Source organism: Acholeplasma granularum ATCC 19168 (assembly GCF_000526235.1).
Lineage (GTDB): Bacteria > Bacillota_I > Bacilli_A > Acholeplasmatales > Acholeplasmataceae > Acholeplasma > Acholeplasma granularum.
The window spans coordinates 77,357-96,185 of the sequence record NZ_JAFR01000006.1; the positions used below are offsets into that span (position 1 = coordinate 77,357).

Sequence of the window (18,829 nt, forward strand, 5' to 3'; positions counted from 1 at the left end):
AAAAAAACTACTTTTTCAAATAAGGAGGAAAATAATGAAAAAAGTGTTTAGTTTAGTTTCGATATTAATTTTAGGAGTGGTGTTAGTCGCATGTGGACCTAAAGCCGATATTATTGGACCAGATGAAGTTGTTGCAATTAAAACAAGCTTTGCTGACCAAAATACACAACGTAGATTTACATACGAACAATCAAACCCTCTAGTTATGCCAGATGGTAAAACAATCACAACGGGTGAATTAAAACCAACTTGGCAATTTGTTGAATCACAATTAAACCTAGATATCACTGACGTATCAACACCTGGTCAAAGACCAGTTGATATGTTTGACTTTGCTGCAGCAAATAGTTTTGCAGATGCAAACGTTTATGGTGGTGGTAACTTAGGAGAAAGAATTATGGATGCTGGTGTTGAAGGATATTTTGTACCATTAAATGATCATTGGGATAGATTACCAAACTTTAAAAAATATCTAGACGCTAATCCACTAGTTTCAGAGTCAATTACTGCTTGGGATGGTAACATTTATCATGCACCATATATTGCTGAAATTGATAACTATGCTCGTATGTATATGGGACGTTATAGCTGGGTTACTGCATTATTAGATGGTGAAGTAGACGGTAATGCATTTGCTCACGAAACAGAAACAGCAGAATTAACAATTGCTTATGAACCATATTGGGTATCAGGTAGTATAACTGGATTACCTTATGGTAATTTAAGAAAAACTAAAAACGTTGCACAATTACAAGCAGATGCAGCTGTGGCTGGGAAAATTAATGGTGTTACAGCACTACAAGTACTAAAAAATTATATTGATGAAGTTTATCCAACACTAGAAAAACGTTCAGATTTATTCTTGGGTGAAACAGGACAATATGACATCGATGAGTTAACAGCATTATGGAGAGTAATTAAATTACATCCAAATACATTAACTAAAGAAGCAACTGGTACAGTGCGTGCAGAAGCAACAATTTATCCTTTCTTCACACGTCAATCTAACCATAGAGAAGAATTATTAAGATTACAAGTTTATTTTGGTGGACAAAGAGTCCATGGATCTGACTCATATGGTTCAAGATTCTATATTGACCATAATGGTGAATTACAATATTCATATGCTCAAGATTCATTCTTAAACAACTTACAACGTATTAGAGGTTGGGCTAGAGAAGGTTTAGTTGATCAAAGAATCTTTGGTCAAGCAAACTCAACAAACTTAAGAACAGGTTTAATCTTCTCAGATGGTAATGAAGCTAATAAAGTATTTGGTTTTATGACTTATGACTTTACATCTTCAACTACTGCAGCAACTGGTGGTCAAGATGATGTTATCGCTATCTTACCTCCTCTAACAACTACACCTGCATCTAATGGAGAATTCGTTCACTATGTAGAAAATGCACGTGTTGTTAAACCTGATGGTTGGGGAATTTCAAGTGCTTCTACAGAAAAAGAAATTGCAGCATCATTAAAAATGTTTGATTACTTCTTTACTGAAGAAGGAGCTAAAGTACAAAACTATGGAACACCTGATATGTGGGTTGAGGGTGAAGAATTTGAAAACCCATTTGATGGTACAAAAGGTCCTAAATTCAATGACTGGACAATTACAACTGCTGGTGCAGTATCAAATGGTGATATTTCATCATTCTTACGTGACCATGTTGGATCTTTAATTGCTATTGGATATCAAAAAGAAATTGGTTTTGAACTTCAAGCAACATCAGAAAATGGATTCAAGAGTTGGGACTTATACTTTGGTAATGAAACTAGACCGGCTGTAATAATGAATTCATATACTGCAACCGAACCATATTATCAATTAGCTCCAGCAATTATCTCATTAAACTTAAATGAGGTTAATATCGTTACAAACCAAACTACAATGCGTGCTGATACACAACTTGTTGACAATATCTTTGGATTTATAGGGGATGTTGATGGCGAGGATGTACCAAAAGATGTAGCGGGATTAAAAGCAATGTTTACAACTGCAAATGTTGCAACTTATGTAGAAATTTATCGCACAGCTTATGCTAGAATTTCTGGTTAAAAATATAAAACAATAAAGGAATATGGAGAGAATTAATAAAATTCTCTCCCTACTTCCAATATAATGTGGCACTATATTGGAAGTGGAAATAAGGAGGACATCATGAATAAATATATTAATAAATCCTATCAGGTACTTTCAATTCTATTTTTTGTAGGAATCGTAGTATTTTTCATAGGATCACTTTCCATTATGACAGATTTATATATACTTTCAGATTACCAATCATATCTAAAGCCAGAGGCTTTAACTTTATATAACAAAGCAAGTGAACTAAATAAAAACATGTTCGATGTTGCCACATTCTTAGTTGTTATTTCTTCATTTGTAATGTTTTTCAAACTTTACCGTAAACAAATCAACATGGTTTCATTTATTTATTTAATGATTATAGTTACTTTGGCGGCTATATTACTTGGATACTATGTATTTCAAACATATCAGTTATTTAATCTTTATCATTCTACTGATATTTCATGGAGTTCAAATGCTAATCAAGAACTATTACGTTATACAGAACCAGGTGATTTTTGGCTAGTTTATGCAACGGGATCAACAGTATTTGGCTTTATAATTTCGTTAATTTATCTACCAATAACAATTATAAAATTTTTAAAAACACGTCGTAATAATGTGGAGGTATTGGTATGAAAAGACCAGCAAGAATGTTATATCAACCAAACAAAATCGGTTATTATTTAATGTTAATCTTCATCATTGCAAACCTTGTATACACAATACAATCACTTGAAACAATGGCAACAACTTTGTTTTTAGGAACAGATACAATGATTAATATAGCAATACTACTTGCAGGTTTCTTAGCATCAGCAAAAATCAAAGTATATGATAAACGCTGGAGCTATATTGCAATTGGATTTGCTTTATTCCAAATTGTTAGAATGTTTTGGACTCCAGGCATTAAACAAGACTGGGTAGTTTATTTAGCAATTTCAAGCATAAGTGCTCTACTTGCAAGTTTTATTTCACTTCATAAAATAAATATTATCGAAAATCTGGATAAAATTGGTGATGATCATCCATTACAAATAGATAGATATAAAGAAGAAGTTATAACTGAATCTTCAAGTGATATAAAAGATGTTCAATCAAGTCATGACAAAGATTCATATAAACTATCACTTAAAAGTATAAATAAAATTTATGCCAATGGTGTACATGCAGTTAAAAACTTTAATTTAGATATAAAAGAGCGAGAATTTATTGTTTTAGTTGGACCATCAGGTTGTGGTAAATCAACAACTTTAAGAATGATTGCAGGGCTTGAATCAATATCAAATGGAAAAATGTTTTTATATGACAAACAAATTAATAAACTTGCACCATCAGATCGTGATGTTGCTATGATCTTCCAAGATTATGCACTTTATGGTCATATGACGTCATATGAAAATATGGGGTTTAGTTTAAGACTTAGACATGAAAATGATATTTATATTCATGATAAAGTAGTTGAAGCCTCAAAAATTGTTCAACTTGATAATGAGCTAAAAAGATTACCTAAAAACATGTCAGGTGGTCAACGCCAAAGAGTTGCACTTGGCCGCTCAATTGTTAGAAACGCACAAGTGTTTTTAATGGATGAACCGTTATCTAACTTAGATGCAAAACTAAGAGATAGTACGAGAAAAGAAATTGTAAAATTACATAATGATTTAAAAGCAACTATTGTATATGTAACACATGACCAAATCGAAGCTATGACTATGGCAACTAGAATTGTTGTTATGAATGAAGGTTATATTCAACAAGTAGGAACACCTTCAGAAATCTATAATGAACCATCCAATCTATTTGTTGCAAGTTTTATGGGAATGCCTCCAATGAACTTCTTTGAAGGGGAAATTATGGGTTCCAAGTTTGTTTCAGATAGACTTGTACTTGAATTAAATGAGGAACAACAAGACCTTATTAAGACATATAAAGATAGAAATATAGTTTTAGGTATACGTCCTGAGTATTTCTCATCAGATTTACAACATTTAGTTGATAAAAACTGGATTGTTGATGTAGAAGTTCAAATGATTGAATATAGTGGGTCTTCTCAAGTAGTAACATTTGAGTTATCTGGTCAAACAATTAATGCAAAATTAAATACTAGAGACATTATTAATATAGGTGATGTAATTAAACTTGCAATTAAAAGAGATGCTGTATTGTTCTTTGATAAAGAATCTACTTTAAGAATTACTAATCAATGTCAAAAGATTTCAACCGTATTTGATGGAGAAAACTTAATTTTAAATGATGAAAAATTAAGATTACCAGAACATATTAAAACAACTTTAAAAGATTATGTAAATAAACAAGTACAACTAAACTTTAGATTAGAAGATTGTGTTATTGATGAAGATAACGGTTGGATGATGAATGCTTTTGATGCAATTCCTTATGGAGATTTCTACCAAGTTATTTTCACTAAAGATGATTTGAGAATTGAAACTAGAATGAGAAATGATGTTAGTTTTGTTGTTTCAAATGATTACAAAGTGAACTTCAATTTTGATAAAGTACATTTCAAAGACATAGCAACCAATAAAACTATTGAAGGACCAAAAAAATGAAAAAGATAATGGATATAATTAAATCAATCTTACATCGTGTATGGGAGTTTATTAAAGAATCGCCAAAATCTTTTGGTGCCTTGTTAGTTGGATTTAATGGTTTATTTCAATTAGCAATTTCGCAACAACACATATTAGCGTTAGTTACAATTAGACCTACCTTAGAAGGGACTACAGGCATTAAATCTGAAGGTATTGGTATGTTTTTCTTCCTATTTATATTATTTGGATTAGTTTCAATATTTGCAGGTACTAGAATTGTAGATAAAAATTCATTATTTAGAGCAGTTGGATCTAATTTAATAACTATAGGGTTTGGAGTGTATTACCTACTTCAAATAACAAACCCAAGTACGTATATTACTTTTGGTCAAGTCCAAAATTCTGTGATAATTATGATTTTAGGTTTAGCACTTTATATATTAGCTATTATCTTATATTTGTTACATCTAAGAATATATAAAAAGGATACACCAGTAATTTATGAAAATTAAGAAAATAAAAGACTGGAAAGAGACTACTAAGGTATTATTATTTAGAATTTGGCTTGCAGGAGCAGTTGCACTATTTGTTGGATGGACACCAATAGGTGGTGGCGAAAATTCAAGTCCCTATTTTATTTACCAGTTAATATTAACGCTTGCAATTGGCTTATTTATTACTAATATCATAATTATGGGTCCAGTTAAGCGAATGATGTTTAACCTTCCAACTAAGCAACGATTTAAAGATCCACTTGTTAAGCGTGTATTAGAAAATATTTTACATGTGTTTGCCATGATTGGTATTGTTATACTCATTTGGCTAACATATGCAGGAATTAATAAAATTTTGGAATTATTTAATATCTACGGTGAAAATGGACTACCATTCATACTATTTGAACCATTTACATTTGCCGGATTATATGGTTTATACTTTAGCTTAGGAAACTATATATATCAAAAAATGTTAGGTACACCAAAAATAATGGATAATAAAAATTAATAAAAAGAAAGTAAGGTAAAAATGAAAAAATATTTATTTATTGATAAGTCAATTGAATCTATGGTGGAATTAAATCAAACAACTAAAAAACAACAATATGATCTATTACTTGAACAATGTAATAAATATTTTGATTATGAACTTCCAGCTATACATCCACCCAAATCTACAACATATATGGGCATGGCAATAGCAAATTTAAGTTTTATATATCTACTTACTAAAGATATAAAATACTATAATGAAGCCATTCGTTGGATAAAGACAGTTATAGGATATGAAAAATGGGGCCATGCACACTTGGTTAATGTTGACTTAAGTGCTTCATGGATAATGTTTGGATTATCTTTATCCTATGATTGGTTAAAAGAAGTTATGGATAAAGACTTAAGAAAAAGTGTAGAAGATAAATTATTGTTACAAGCAAGAATAATGTATCAGTATCGAGTAGATACATTTGGTAAGGGTTGGTCAACAAGTTTTTTTCAAAATCATAACTGGATTAATATGACAGGGCTTGCTGCTGCTGGCTTTGCATTAAAAGATATAACCGATGAAAGTGAAATATGGATTAAAACATGTGAAGAAAACTTTAGTGAAGTCTACCCAAATCTACCTTTAGATGGGTCATATTATGAAGGTGTTGTGTATTGGCGATATGGTGCCATGTGGTTATTTGTATATGCACACCTAATAAAAACAGAAACTGGCAAAGATTATTTTAAAGAAGTTCCGTTTTTAAAAGAAACATTTTTCTATAGATTATACCAAGCAGTTCCTGATTTAGGACAAACTGCAAATTTTGGAGATACCCACGATACACGTAGTGGACATCCAAATGCAGTATATTACAAAATAGCATCTGAATACAACAATGGTTATGCTCAAAATCTAGCAAATTTAGTTGAAACAAAATTTTTAGACCTAGAAGCACAGTCTAAAGTAAAACCGGGTATTTTATCTGAAATGTGGCTAAACTATTTATGGCACAACCCTAAAATTGATCCAAAACCATTTACTGATTTACCACTTGTGAAATATTTTCCGGATTTAGGATTAGTAACACATCGTTCATCATGGAATGATGATGCAACTTTCTTAACATTTAAAGCAGGTGCACCAGGTGGAAAAAAACAATGGGATCAGTTATTTGAATTAAAAAAGAAAGGTATTGATGCTTATTCACTGAGTCATCATCACCCTGATAACTTATCATTTATTATGTTTTCAAAAGGTGAATATTTAGTAATTGATGATGGATATAATCGCCATATGAAAGCAGCATATCATAGTGTACCTTTAATAGATAACAAAGGTTATGCTAAAGAAGGTATTAATGATGTATTAACACATTCTGCAAATTATCTTCAAGAGATAAAACCTGATTATAAACCAGAAGATTTTGAGGCAAATATTACATCATTTAATAATGATGAACATGGTATGCAAATTGTTTCAGAGGCGCATAAAGTATATGATCCAAGTTTTAATATGTTAGAGCTTAGAAGAAATATATTAACTACTCATAATGATTACTTTATAATAACTGATACATTTCATAGCAAAGACAAACATACATATCAATTTTTAATTCAAGCACCAACAAAATATACTAAAAACGAACAAGGATTTGAAATAAATAACAATCAATCTAAACTTAGTGTCATACCTTTAAATAAAGACTTAAAAGATAATTTAGTCTCAAACACAATTAAAGCAGTTATGACGACACAAGAACCAGACAATTTTACAATTCAACAACTTGAAGCACTCGAGTTATCTACAATAAAACCATTAGAAAATTATGTAATGGCAAATCTATTATTAGTCAATCCGAATACAAAAAATATTGCTGTTGAAAGAATTGAAAATGAATCGACAAAAGGATTTATCATAAAAATGAAATATCAAACAGATATATTTTTACTTAGAAAAACATCAATTCATTATAACGGCATCATAACTAACGCTGAGAGTGTATTACTTACATTTAAAGATGATGAACTTCAATCTTATATGTTACAAAAAGGTTCTAAGTTAAGATTAGATGATAAAGTAATTTTAAATGAAGTTGCAGTAAATGATTACAAAGGAGGTGTATGAATTGAATTATTTTGATATAAATGCATTAAATGATGCAAAACAAGAAATGCCCGCTTTTAATCAAATGATAGAAACAATGAAAAAAGAAGTTATTGAGTTTGCAACAAACTTTAAAGATGATCCTAAATTATTAAGTGAATGGGGACATCATGATTTTTGTAAACTAGATGGCGGAAAATTAATCTTTGATGTAAATAAACCACATGATCATATATGTGAGATATGTGGAACAAATAATCAATCCAAGTTATTAGATGGTGTATGGGTATATAATTATAGAAATTTAGCTATCTTAAATATTTGGAAATCTGCTTTCTTATTTAAAAAAACAAATAATAAAATTTATTTGGAGTATATATATAAAATTTTAGGATTCTACTCTGATAATTACACAAGTTTTAAACTCCATAACAAGGAAGGATTAATCTTCGATGATTATGAAACTATGAAATGGGGCGCTGGTCGTTTAATGCCACAAGGTTTAAATGAAGCGATTATTACTGTAAGAATTATAAATGCATTAGAGTTAATAAAAGATGATATTGATCCTAAGTTCTTATCTGATTTAAAGAAAAATTATTTTGATGAAGTTACTAAATTATTAATACCACAAGTAGATAAAATACATAATATATCTTGTTGGAAAAATAGTGCTATTGGAATGATTGGGTTATTCTTTAATGATAAAAAGAACATTGAATTTGCATTTAATGGAACCTATAACATCGTTGAACAAGTAAAAAAAGGTGTAACAAAAGACGGATTTTGGTTTGAAGGATCGATTCACTATAACTTCTTTACCTTAGAAGGAATCATTAATTTATTACTGTTTTCTAAAATATATAATTACCAACCCGAAATAACTTTAGAAAACACAGTCAAACAAATGTTAGAAGCTGCATATTATTATGCATTCGATAATCATATTTTGCCAAATCCAAATGATGGTTGGCCAGATATAAATTTAAAAACATATAGTTATATATATTCAGTAGCAACAAAAATTTATGGATTGGATAGTCATATTGCAAACCTACTTAAACTCATTGAACAAAGTCCAACACCGAGAGTTGAACTACCCTTATCCAAGCCATATTACTATAATAACGAAATTTCTTTAGAAAGACTGATTTTAGTTCCAAATTTAGATCTAAAATCAGTTAAAGCAGTACCTACAAAATCTACCAACTTTCCATCATCACAATATGCTATATTGAAAAATGATCGTGTAAATGTATTCTTAAAATATGGACATAATGGTCCATCACATGCACATTTAGATAAGATGAATATTGAAGCGACAATTGATGATATTCTAATTACTAGAGACCTTTCAAATGCTGGATATGGAAATCAATATTGTAATGAGTGGCACAGGATGACACCGTCTCATAACACAGTTGTAATTGATGGTAAAAATCATCGTTCGATGGCTCCAGGAAAAACGCTATTATTTAGTGATAGTGAAATGTCGTTTAAAGCAACAAGTATTTATGATATTGAACTTGTAGAACTATCTAATTTAAGAAAAACAATGAATCATGATGAGGTAACTAAATACATTAAACATAACTACAGATTAACTGAAGAAGATGTTGAAAAATTACTTAATAATGATGACTTAGATTTAAACAAATTAGCGCAAAAAGATAATAAAGAAATTGATTTTACAAGAACAATTAAACTTAACGATGATGGCTATGTAGATACATTCTTGGTTGAATCAAATAAAGAAGTAAATATGGATTTATTTATGCATGTTGAAGGCGATTTAATAACTGAAGTTAAGGGCGTTGAGGCATCACTTGATTTTAATACTGATGGCTACCAACATATACATAATGTAAGATTAATTGATGAAAATAAAACAGATGTTAATTTAAAGTGGTTGATTTCAGGTAAAGTGTTTGAATATAATTTAAATTTAGAAAATGCAAAACTATTTTTAGCAGATACATTCGATAATCCAATAACAAAAAGTAGACAAACACTTATTATTAGATATTACGGAAATCGTAAAGAATTTAAACAAATATGGAAAATATAAAGGAGCAACATTATGATTAAAAACTTTTTCTTCAATAAAGAAGATGCTAAAGTAACAATTATGCCAAATACAATTATTAGAAAAGTATTAGCATATAATGATAATTTAATGATTGTAGAAAATGAGTTTCCAACTGCCGGCATAGTAGCAGATTTACATAGTCATCCACACGAACAAATTACTTATATTGTATCTGGTGTGTTTGAGTTTACAATTGGTGATCAAAAAAAGATTGTAAAAGCAGGAGATTCCATGTATAAAGAACCAAATATTATTCATGGTGCAGTTTGTATTGAACCAGGTGTTTTAATTGACTGTTTCACACCACATAGACAAGACTACGTATAATTATGTATTTTGACATTGTAAAGTATGATCCAGTAAATAATTATATTCTTTATGATATTTATCAATTACAAAAATTAAAGAAAAATATTAATAAAGATTATTTAAGGCAATACATTGATGACATGGAATATTTATTTAATGAACCGTTTGAAACAGTCACATCTAAAAACAAGTCATTAAGTAAGGATAAAAAAGACTATGTCAGCTTAGCCACTTACTACTGGCCAAACCCAAATACTTCTGATGGTTTACCTTATGTTCAAAGAGATGGACATGCCAATCCAGACGGTAAAAACTATGATAAAGATAAATTAAGAAGATTGGCATTCTTAGTTTATCATGCAAGTCTTTTAAGATATTTAACAGGTGATGTTAAGTATCAAAAACTGTTAGAAAAACATCTATATCATTTCTTCATAAATGAAAAAACAGGAATGAATCCGAATATGAATTATGGTCAATTTATTCCTGGAAATAAAATAGGTAGAAAAGAAGGAATAATTGATTATTCAGCAAATTTTACATACGCTCTTAGAATGATAATGAATCTTGAATCACTAAGGATGATTAATAAAGATTTAGTATATGAGTTAAGAAATTGGCATAAGTCTTTACTTGATTGGTTACTAAATAGTGAAATTGGTGTAGGTGAAAAGAAAGCTTTAAATAATCATGGAACATTTTATGATTTAGCCTGTGTTGTCATTGCAAAATTTGTAAACAATGATGATATTACAAAGGAATTTACCGATAGTTTCTTTGCAAGATTAGACTATCAAATAGAAGCAGATGGTAGTATGCCACTAGAGTTAAAGCGTACAAAATCATTAAGCTATACACTAATGAATATCAAAGGCTTACTTGAATTAGAAAAAGAATTAGGAGTTAGCCATACCGAAAAACTAAATTTAGGTATTAGATGGGTAGTAAATAATTTATTTAATCAGAAATGGCCTTATGAGCAAATAACACCTGTAGATCCAGGTGTACTCATATTGCATCAATCAATTTATGAAAACAACTTTAACATTCATGTTCCAATGAATGTTAATAAAAATGAAGTTATCAACAAAACATTATGGTACTTACATAAAATATAAGGAGGAATTAACATGAGTAAAAATGTTTTAATTACAGGCGGTACTGGAGGTATTGGTTTTTCAGTCGCACAAACTTTAGGTAAAGCGGGCTTTACAGTATTGATTAATGATATTAATGAAAAAGTCGGTAAAGAAAAGGAAGCTGAACTAAGAGCCCAAGGGATTAATGCAGAATTCTTCTTGTTTGATGCTACAAATGAAGATGAAATTAATAAAGCATTTGAAGAAATCTCAAATAAATATGGAAGTTTAGAAGCGCTTATTAATGGTGCAGGTGGTTTAGGTGGACGTAGTCAATTTGAAGGTATGAAAACTGAATTCTTCAGATCAGTTATGGCACTAAATTTTGATAGCGTAGTATTTGTTACAAGAGCTGCGATACCTCTACTTAAAAAAGGTGTCAACCCATCAATTATCAACTTCACATCAATTGCTGGTTGGAACGCAGGAGGTCCAGGTGCTGGTATTTATGCTGCATCTAAAGCTGCTGTAACAACACTTACTCGCGCATATGCTAAAGAATTAGCAGAATTTAATATTCGTGCAAATGCAGTGAGTCCAGGTACAATTGATACACCATTCCATCAAGCTACTAAAGTTGCTAATCCAGCTTTATTTGAATCATGGAAACAAGGTATTTTAATGAAAAGATTTGGTCAACCAGAAGAGGTTGCATCAGTTGTTGAGTTCTTAATTAGTGATAAAGCATCTTTCTTAACAGGTGAAATCATTCAAATTAATGGAGGACAGGCTTTCATCTAGCCTTTATAAGGATAGAATATGAAACCTAAATCTAACAAAAGAGAACTAATTTTATATGGTAACATTTATAAGGTAATTTTAATATTAGCTTTACCTGTAATTTTAAATAACGTTATATTAGGTTTATATCAAATTATTGATAGTTTTTTCTCGGAGTCACTTGGAGATGGTGGTTTATCTGCCGTCTCCTTCACTGCTCCTATTATTGGTATATTAAATGCGGTTGGGGCAGCTTTAGCAGTTGCAACAACATCATTAGTTGCACGTTATATTGGAAAATCAGAAATATTAAATGCTCGTAAAACAATGGCACAAGTGTTACTTATTACAAGTACAGTATCAGTAGTAATTAGTTTTTTAGGTATTATTTTTTCTTATCAGATAGTTCATACGTTAAATGCAAGTGATCAATATATAGACTTAGCGAATCTTTATTTAAAGTATAATTTAATAGGATTACCATTAAAGTTTATTGGAGACATATATTTTAGTTATAAAAGTGCACGTGGTGAAAATGTTCATACGATGCTTACGAGTTTAACAAGTATGTTAATTAAAATTATTTTATCGATAATTTTAGTACATCAAATGAAATTAGGAGTTTTAGGATTAGGGCTTGCAACAATCATGTCTTATTCAATCATTGTAATTGTAGGAATTATTGATATGTTTGTTGTTCATACTGAATTTAAAATAAAGATAAGTGATTTTAAAGTAGCAAAAAATTTACTTATACCGTTTTTAATTATGATAATACCTTTACTTATTGAGAAGACATCATTAAATTTTTCTCATGTAGTAGTAAACTATTTTATAACACAATTTGAACCAAGTGTCATTGCAGCTTATGGATTAACAAATAAAATTAATAGTTTATTTTTTATTATACCTACTTCAATTGGAACTGCCTTAATTGCTATTCTTGCACAGAATTTAACTGCAGGGCATCATACTAGAAATAACAAAGCAATAAAAATAGGCTTGTTATTAGGTATATCATTTTCAGCTTTTGCAATTACATTTCTATATATATTTCAAATTCCAATAATCAATTTATTTACAAAAGACCCTGAGACAATTAGACATACAATAAATGCAATGAATACATACAGTCATACGGTATTTGCATGGGCTATTATGCAAATTGCAATTGCTGTTTTCTATGCATCCGGTCATGGATTTGTCCCAATTATAATTAGTTTTTCCAGATTACTAATTTTTAGAATTCCAATATTATATGTTCTACTAGAGTTTACAAATTTAGGAGAGTATAGTATTTGGTATTGTATGTTGATTGCAAATATATTAGCTGCAATCTTGTCAATTGTGTTAATGCTACGTATCAAATGGCAAAAAACACCTAAGTATTTGCTATAAAAATACAAATATAATATAATTATTTCATGTCATACGGTTTCTAGGAGGATCAAGTTATGAAGGGATTAATCATTTTTGAAGATGGAATGGAAGATAACGAAGGTATTTCTTCACGCGCCTTATTAAGAAGAGGCGCTGTTGAGGTTAATACTGTAACGACCAATCCTAAAAAAGAAGTTAGAACTGGATATGGATTAAAGGTTTATGTTGATTATCATATTGATGAAATAAGTTTAGCAGATTATGATTTTTTAATTATACCTGGTGGACCATATATTGCAAGTATCTATAATAAAGAAACAAAAATTAATGAAATTATAAGACATTTTTATGATAATAATAAACTAATCGGAGCAATCTGTGCAGCACCTAGATTAATTGGTTACATGGGACTTTTAGACGGATTAGAATTTACATGTTATCCAGGTGTAGAATCTGATATTAAGGGTGGAATTTATCGACCTGATCTAAAGGTTAGTCATACAGGTAATATTTTAACAGCTAGAAGTTCTGGAACGGTTATAGAATTCATTTATGAAATGGTTCGTATTTTATTTAACCTTAAGAAAGCTGAAGCATTAATGAATCACCTAGTTTGGACAAAATAATCTTCATAAATATTACAAGATAAAGATGTTAACTCATTCAATTAAGCTTAACATCTTTTTATTTTCCGCATAATCTCATAAAAACACATATATTTTTGTAAAATTCATCAAATAAAGTAAATAAAATTGATTCTATATAATATATTTATATAGACAATTGACACATAAATTTATATACTTGACATCAAAATAAATCAGTATATAATGTATAAGGTAAGAAACCAAGGAGTTGAGATTATTTATGTCAAATAAAGTAATCATCGTTGAATCACCAGCTAAATCAAAAACAATTGCCAGTTACTTTAATAATGAAGTGACTGTTTTATCCTCTGTAGGACATATTAGAGATTTAGCTACATCTGGAAAAGGTGGCCTGGGAATTGATGTTGATAATGATTTTAAACCAACATATAAAGCTATAACAGGTAAAGCAAAATTAATAAGTGAATTAAAAAAGAAAACAAAAGATAAAGAGATTTTAATCGCAACCGACCCGGACCGTGAAGGTGAGGCTATTGCATGGCACTTAGCAGATGAGTTAGGCCTTGATTTAAATGAAAATAATCGAATTGTATTTAAAGAAATTACAAAACCAGCAATCCTTGAGGCACTAAACCATAAAAGAAAAATTGATATGGGTTTAGTAAACTCTCAAGAAAGTAGAAGAATACTAGATCGTATTATTGGTTTTAAATTATCTTCATTTTTAAGAAATAAAATCAAATCACAATCTGCAGGACGTGTACAAAGTGTTGCACTAAAACTTATTGTCGAACTAGAACGTGAAATATTAAAATTTGTACCTGAAACATATTACACCATACACGCACATTTTGGTAAAAATAAAGCTGACTATGTCATACCAAAAGATACAAAAATTAAAAAAGAAGAAGCAACTAAAATTGTAGAAACTTCTACTAATCCATTTACAGTAACAGATATTACAACCAAACAAACAACACGTAATGCCAAACCACCATATATGACATCTACATTACTACAAGATGCAGTAAATAGTTTATATATGTCATCTGCTCGTACAATGCAAGTTGCATCAGAACTTTATCAAGGTATTGAAATCAATGGTGAAATCATCGGTTTAATTACCTATATGAGAACAGATTCTAATCGTTTGAGTAAGGAATTCGTAGATCCTGCAAAACGTTATATTGAAAACGTTTATGGTAAAGAATATGTGGGTTTTTATAAAACAAGTAAAAAAGATTCAAGTCAAGACGCCCATGAAGCTATTAGACCAACAAACTTAAATCTTACACCTGATAGTTTAGAAAACCAATTATCAAAAGATCAATACAAACTCTATAAGAAAATCTATGAACGTGCACTTGGATCATTAATGGCTCCAGCTAAGTTTGATAACACTAAAATCACTTTAGAATCAAATGGTAATATGTATACTATGGATGGAAGCATACTTGTATTTGATGGACATTTAAAAGTTGTAAATGATAATGCAAAAGACAAATTACTGCCAAACTATAAAGTCGGTGAGAAACTAAATGCAAATAATGTTGAGATGATAGAAAAAGAAACTCAACCACCTGCAAGATTTAATGAAGCATCATTAATTAAAACACTTGAATCAAAAGGTATAGGTAGACCATCTACATATGCAACAATTATTAAAACGATTAAAGCTAGAGACTATGTTACAGTAGAAGAAAAACGATTTAAACCAACTGAACAAGGTATATTAACAGTTGATACATTAAATACATACTTCGAACAAATAATGAATGTCGACTATACATCTTTAATGGAAACTAAGCTTGATCAAATTGCAGAAGGCAATGTGGAACAAGTTAAACTACTAAGAGACTTTTATGATTCATTTATACCGGCACTTGAAAATGCTAACGAGAAGATGGAAAAAATCAAACCAGTAGTTACTGATAAAATTTGTCCATTATGCGGACAACCTTTAGTGATTAGAAAATCTAAGTATGGGCAATTCTACGGATGTAGTGGATTCCCTAAATGTAAATACATTGAACAAATTGAAAAATAAAAACGCCGTTTGGCGTTTTTTTCTATTAATTAGTACCAAATACATTCACTAACTTGTATAGTCACTTGTTTTACCTGTCAATTATAGGTATAATATATTTAGTTATATAGATAAGTGTTTTTCCTTAAAATGAATAAATGCTCCAATCATTCCTGAATCATTTTTATGAGTTGCAGCAACTAACTTGGTATACTTTCTTAAGTTTGGTGTAATCTTAGGTATAAAGAATTCATTAAGCTCATCAATAAAAGATTTTCTGCCTGTAATACCACCACCAATAACAATCATATCAGGGTTAAAAATATAGGTTAAATTGGCAAGCCCGATACTTAAATTGTTATAAAATTTTTGAACCAGTTCAATCGCTTTAGGATTTTTATTATCATAAAGATTATATACATCTAATCCGTTCTTTACTTGATCTCCAAACACTTCTTGAGCCTTTCTTACAAGTACGGATGTAGCTGCAAGATCTTCATATTTTTCTTCATTAATAAGCATTAGCCCAAACTCACCTGCATTATATGCAACACCTTCAAAAATATGATTATCAATTAAAATTGCTCCACCAATACCTGTACCAATTGTTAAAGCAATAGAAACCTTAGAGTTTTTGGCACCACCTAAAGTAGCTTCACATAAAGCCATGGCATTAACATCATTAATTGCACTAACTTTAAGACCCGTCTTACTAGATAAGTATTCTACAATGTTTATACCAATATAATTCATTATTGAATTTGTAGCACTTAAAACCTCACCTGTATCAGAGTTAATCACTCCGGCAGATGAAATAGCAATCCCTTGTGGATTATAATGTTTTAGTGCTTCAACTTTTAATAAAATATCTTCTAAAATAAACTTTCCACCTAAAGGACCTTTAGAAGGAAATTTATCTTTAAATAAAAATTCGTTTAATTCATTGATGATACCGTACTTAATTTCGGTTCCACCTATATCAAATGTCAAATAGTTTTTCATTATTCATCACTTCCTTAAAATATCACTATAATTATTATATAGATAAATATTAATATTTCAACAAATTTCAAATTAAAGGAGATTTAACATATATGTCAGAACCAATATACATGATAATACAAAATGATATAAAAAAAGATATCAATGATGGTGTATTTCAAATAGGGGATTTAGTACCATCAGAAAATGAGCTTAAAGATAAATATAATGTATCTAGAATGACTGTTAGGCAAGCATTAAATAACTTGGTTAACGAAGGTTATTTATATCGTCATAAAGGTAAAGGTACATTTATTTCAGAACGTAAAATTGAAAAAAATATTCACGGTGTTCGTTCATTTACAGAAGAAATGGCTGCAATGAACCGTAAGGTATCTAATAAAATACTAAAGTTTGAAAAAATACTTGTTCCTAATACGATTGCTGACAAACTATTCTTATCAAAAAAAGATGAGGTTTATCATATTGAACGTGTAAGATATGGGGATGAAACACCAGTTTTATATGAACAACTCTACATTCCTGTTAAACTATTTAAAACAATCGAAGAATCAGATTTAAAACACTCCTTTTATGAATATGTTGAAAAACAAATGGGTTTTCAAATTTCACACTGTTTACAATCTATTGAAGCTATAAAAACACCTGAGGAAATTCACAACATATTAGCAGTTAAGGAAAATGATCCAACATTACTTATTGTAAGAAATACATTTTTATCTAATGGACGCCCATTTGAATATGTAAAGTCATTTTATAGAGGCGATCAATATAAGTTTGTACAACATGCAATTAAATCATAGTTCTTAAAAAAATATTTAATCAATGCGAAAGGTGCATTGATTTTTTTCTTATGTATAGACAAGTTTTAAATAACTTGATATACTAATACAAACGTTTACATTTAGTGAGGTATGAAATGGAAAAAATATTAGATTTAAAACATATTAGCATAGAAAAGCAACATTGTTTTGGTGGTGCTTGGTATTATAAGGTCATGAGTAAACCATATGATTTTAATGGAATTGAAGGTGTAATTACATTACCAATGCCTTTAATTAATCGCTTTAAAGATAATATCGAACCAAATTTACCAATAGACTTTAATCATAAAAACTTAGATGTGTCATCAATTTATATGGGTGGACATGCAAAATATGAATCCGATGTAGGACTTGCTTTATCAAGAGCTAATTTAGATGGTAATGTGACAGAAGGAAGTTGTGTATACCGTCCATTTTGGCGTTATATTACAGATGGTTTTGATGATGCTGGTACATATGATTTAAAAAACAACCGTAACTATAGTGCAAGCATTCTAAACAACAAAGATGGAATTAAAAATGTGTATGCACATTATCATCCAAGTTTTTCGGAATTTTATTACCTACCAGGTGATAAATTGCTGATGCGATTAACAAGTCCAAAACCTAACTACTTAGTTTTAGAAATTAAAGTGTTAGAAGTATCTAAACTAGAATACAGTATAAACTTTAGAAAAAAATATAACCTAAAACAACCACAAGATTTCAAATCACCACAAATGAGTTCACCAGGACACGGTGTTAAAGGTATAAAAACATATAAGCGTGTAAATGCAATTGATCAAGTAAGCAATGAAGGCAAAGAAGCAATTTTAACAAAAACTGTGATAAAGGATGCCATTTGGAATAGTTGTCACTTATTATATAAAGAAGATGGTAAACAATATAAAACACCTTTTAATGAGGATATATCCGTACAAATGGCATGCCCACTTGAAAATGCGTTTATTACTACTGCAATTGATGAAAAAACAGGTGGTCAAAAAATCACTATTTCACCAATAAGAGGCTAAATA

The 18,829-nt window shown here is 29.7% G+C and carries 16 protein-coding genes; 15 read left to right on the forward strand and 1 reads right to left on the reverse strand.

What is annotated here, in order from left to right:
• The first annotated feature begins 34 nt into the window (after window positions 1-34).
• From G324_RS0100800 to topA, 13 genes are all read left to right on the forward strand, one after another.
• Window positions 35-2,062 (forward strand): type 2 periplasmic-binding domain-containing protein, encoded by a 2,028-nt coding sequence (locus tag G324_RS0100800; RefSeq protein ID WP_025724496.1) that lies wholly within the window; start codon window positions 35-37, stop codon window positions 2,060-2,062.
• Between the two features lie 102 nt (window positions 2,063-2,164).
• Window positions 2,165-2,713 (forward strand): hypothetical protein, encoded by a 549-nt coding sequence (locus tag G324_RS0100805; RefSeq protein WP_162146771.1) that lies wholly within the window; start codon window positions 2,165-2,167, stop codon window positions 2,711-2,713.
• The gene (locus tag G324_RS07015) at window positions 2,710-4,647 is read left to right on the forward strand and encodes an ABC transporter ATP-binding protein (RefSeq protein WP_245587882.1); all 1,938 of its coding nucleotides are present in this window, start codon (window positions 2,710-2,712) and stop codon (window positions 4,645-4,647) included. Before G324_RS0100805 ends, G324_RS07015 begins: the two co-directional genes overlap by 4 nt.
• Entirely contained in the window at window positions 4,644-5,141 is a 498-nt protein-coding gene (locus G324_RS0100815; protein WP_025724499.1) for a hypothetical protein, read from the forward strand. Before G324_RS07015 ends, G324_RS0100815 begins: the two co-directional genes overlap by 4 nt.
• Window positions 5,131-5,634, forward strand: coding sequence for a hypothetical protein (locus G324_RS0100820; protein WP_025724500.1), 504 nt, complete (start codon window positions 5,131-5,133; stop codon window positions 5,632-5,634). The genes G324_RS0100815 and G324_RS0100820 overlap by 11 nt, the downstream gene beginning before the upstream one ends.
• 21 nt (window positions 5,635-5,655) lie before the next feature.
• Window positions 5,656-7,737 (forward strand): DUF4962 domain-containing protein, encoded by a 2,082-nt coding sequence (locus G324_RS07555; RefSeq protein ID WP_162146772.1) that lies wholly within the window; start codon window positions 5,656-5,658, stop codon window positions 7,735-7,737.
• A 1-nt stretch (window position 7,738) separates the two neighbouring features.
• Window positions 7,739-9,784 (forward strand): heparinase II/III domain-containing protein, encoded by a 2,046-nt coding sequence (locus G324_RS0100830; protein WP_025724502.1) that lies wholly within the window; start codon window positions 7,739-7,741, stop codon window positions 9,782-9,784.
• Window positions 9,785-9,796: 12 nt separating this feature from the next.
• The gene (locus G324_RS0100835; RefSeq protein WP_025724503.1) at window positions 9,797-10,132 is read left to right on the forward strand and encodes a cupin domain-containing protein; all 336 of its coding nucleotides are present in this window, start codon (window positions 9,797-9,799) and stop codon (window positions 10,130-10,132) included.
• Between the two features lie 2 nt (window positions 10,133-10,134).
• Complete coding sequence (locus tag G324_RS07560; protein WP_025724504.1) at window positions 10,135-11,232, forward strand: alginate lyase family protein; 1,098 nt, start codon at window positions 10,135-10,137, stop codon at window positions 11,230-11,232.
• Between the two features lie 12 nt (window positions 11,233-11,244).
• Window positions 11,245-11,994, forward strand: a complete 750-nt coding sequence (locus tag G324_RS0100845) for an SDR family NAD(P)-dependent oxidoreductase (RefSeq protein ID WP_025724505.1) — start codon at window positions 11,245-11,247, stop codon at window positions 11,992-11,994.
• Window positions 11,995-12,012: 18 nt separating this feature from the next.
• On the forward strand, window positions 12,013-13,371 hold the full coding sequence (locus tag G324_RS0100850; RefSeq protein WP_025724506.1) for an MATE family efflux transporter: 1,359 nt from the start codon (window positions 12,013-12,015) through the stop codon (window positions 13,369-13,371).
• A 56-nt stretch (window positions 13,372-13,427) separates the two neighbouring features.
• A complete protein-coding gene (locus tag G324_RS0100855; RefSeq protein ID WP_025724507.1) occupies window positions 13,428-13,979 on the forward strand; it encodes a DJ-1/PfpI family protein in 552 nt (183 codons plus the stop codon).
• Window positions 13,980-14,220: 241 nt separating this feature from the next.
• Window positions 14,221-16,008: a type I DNA topoisomerase gene (topA, locus tag G324_RS0100860; RefSeq protein ID WP_025724508.1), complete on the forward strand. Its 1,788-nt coding sequence runs from the start codon at window positions 14,221-14,223 to the stop codon at window positions 16,006-16,008.
• A gap of 102 nt (window positions 16,009-16,110) precedes the next feature.
• On the opposite strand, the gene G324_RS0100865 is transcribed toward topA, so the two are convergent.
• Window positions 16,111-16,989 (reverse strand): ROK family protein, encoded by an 879-nt coding sequence (locus G324_RS0100865; RefSeq protein ID WP_025724509.1) that lies wholly within the window; start codon window positions 16,987-16,989, stop codon window positions 16,111-16,113.
• Between the two features lie 92 nt (window positions 16,990-17,081).
• Here G324_RS0100865 and G324_RS0100870 point away from each other — a divergent pair, with 92 nt between their 5' ends.
• Window positions 17,082-17,792: a GntR family transcriptional regulator gene (locus G324_RS0100870; RefSeq protein ID WP_025724510.1), complete on the forward strand. Its 711-nt coding sequence runs from the start codon at window positions 17,082-17,084 to the stop codon at window positions 17,790-17,792.
• Window positions 17,793-17,908: 116 nt separating this feature from the next.
• Window positions 17,909-18,826 (forward strand): hypothetical protein, encoded by a 918-nt coding sequence (locus G324_RS0100875; protein ID WP_025724511.1) that lies wholly within the window; start codon window positions 17,909-17,911, stop codon window positions 18,824-18,826.
• The last annotated feature ends 3 nt before the right edge of the window (window positions 18,827-18,829 follow it).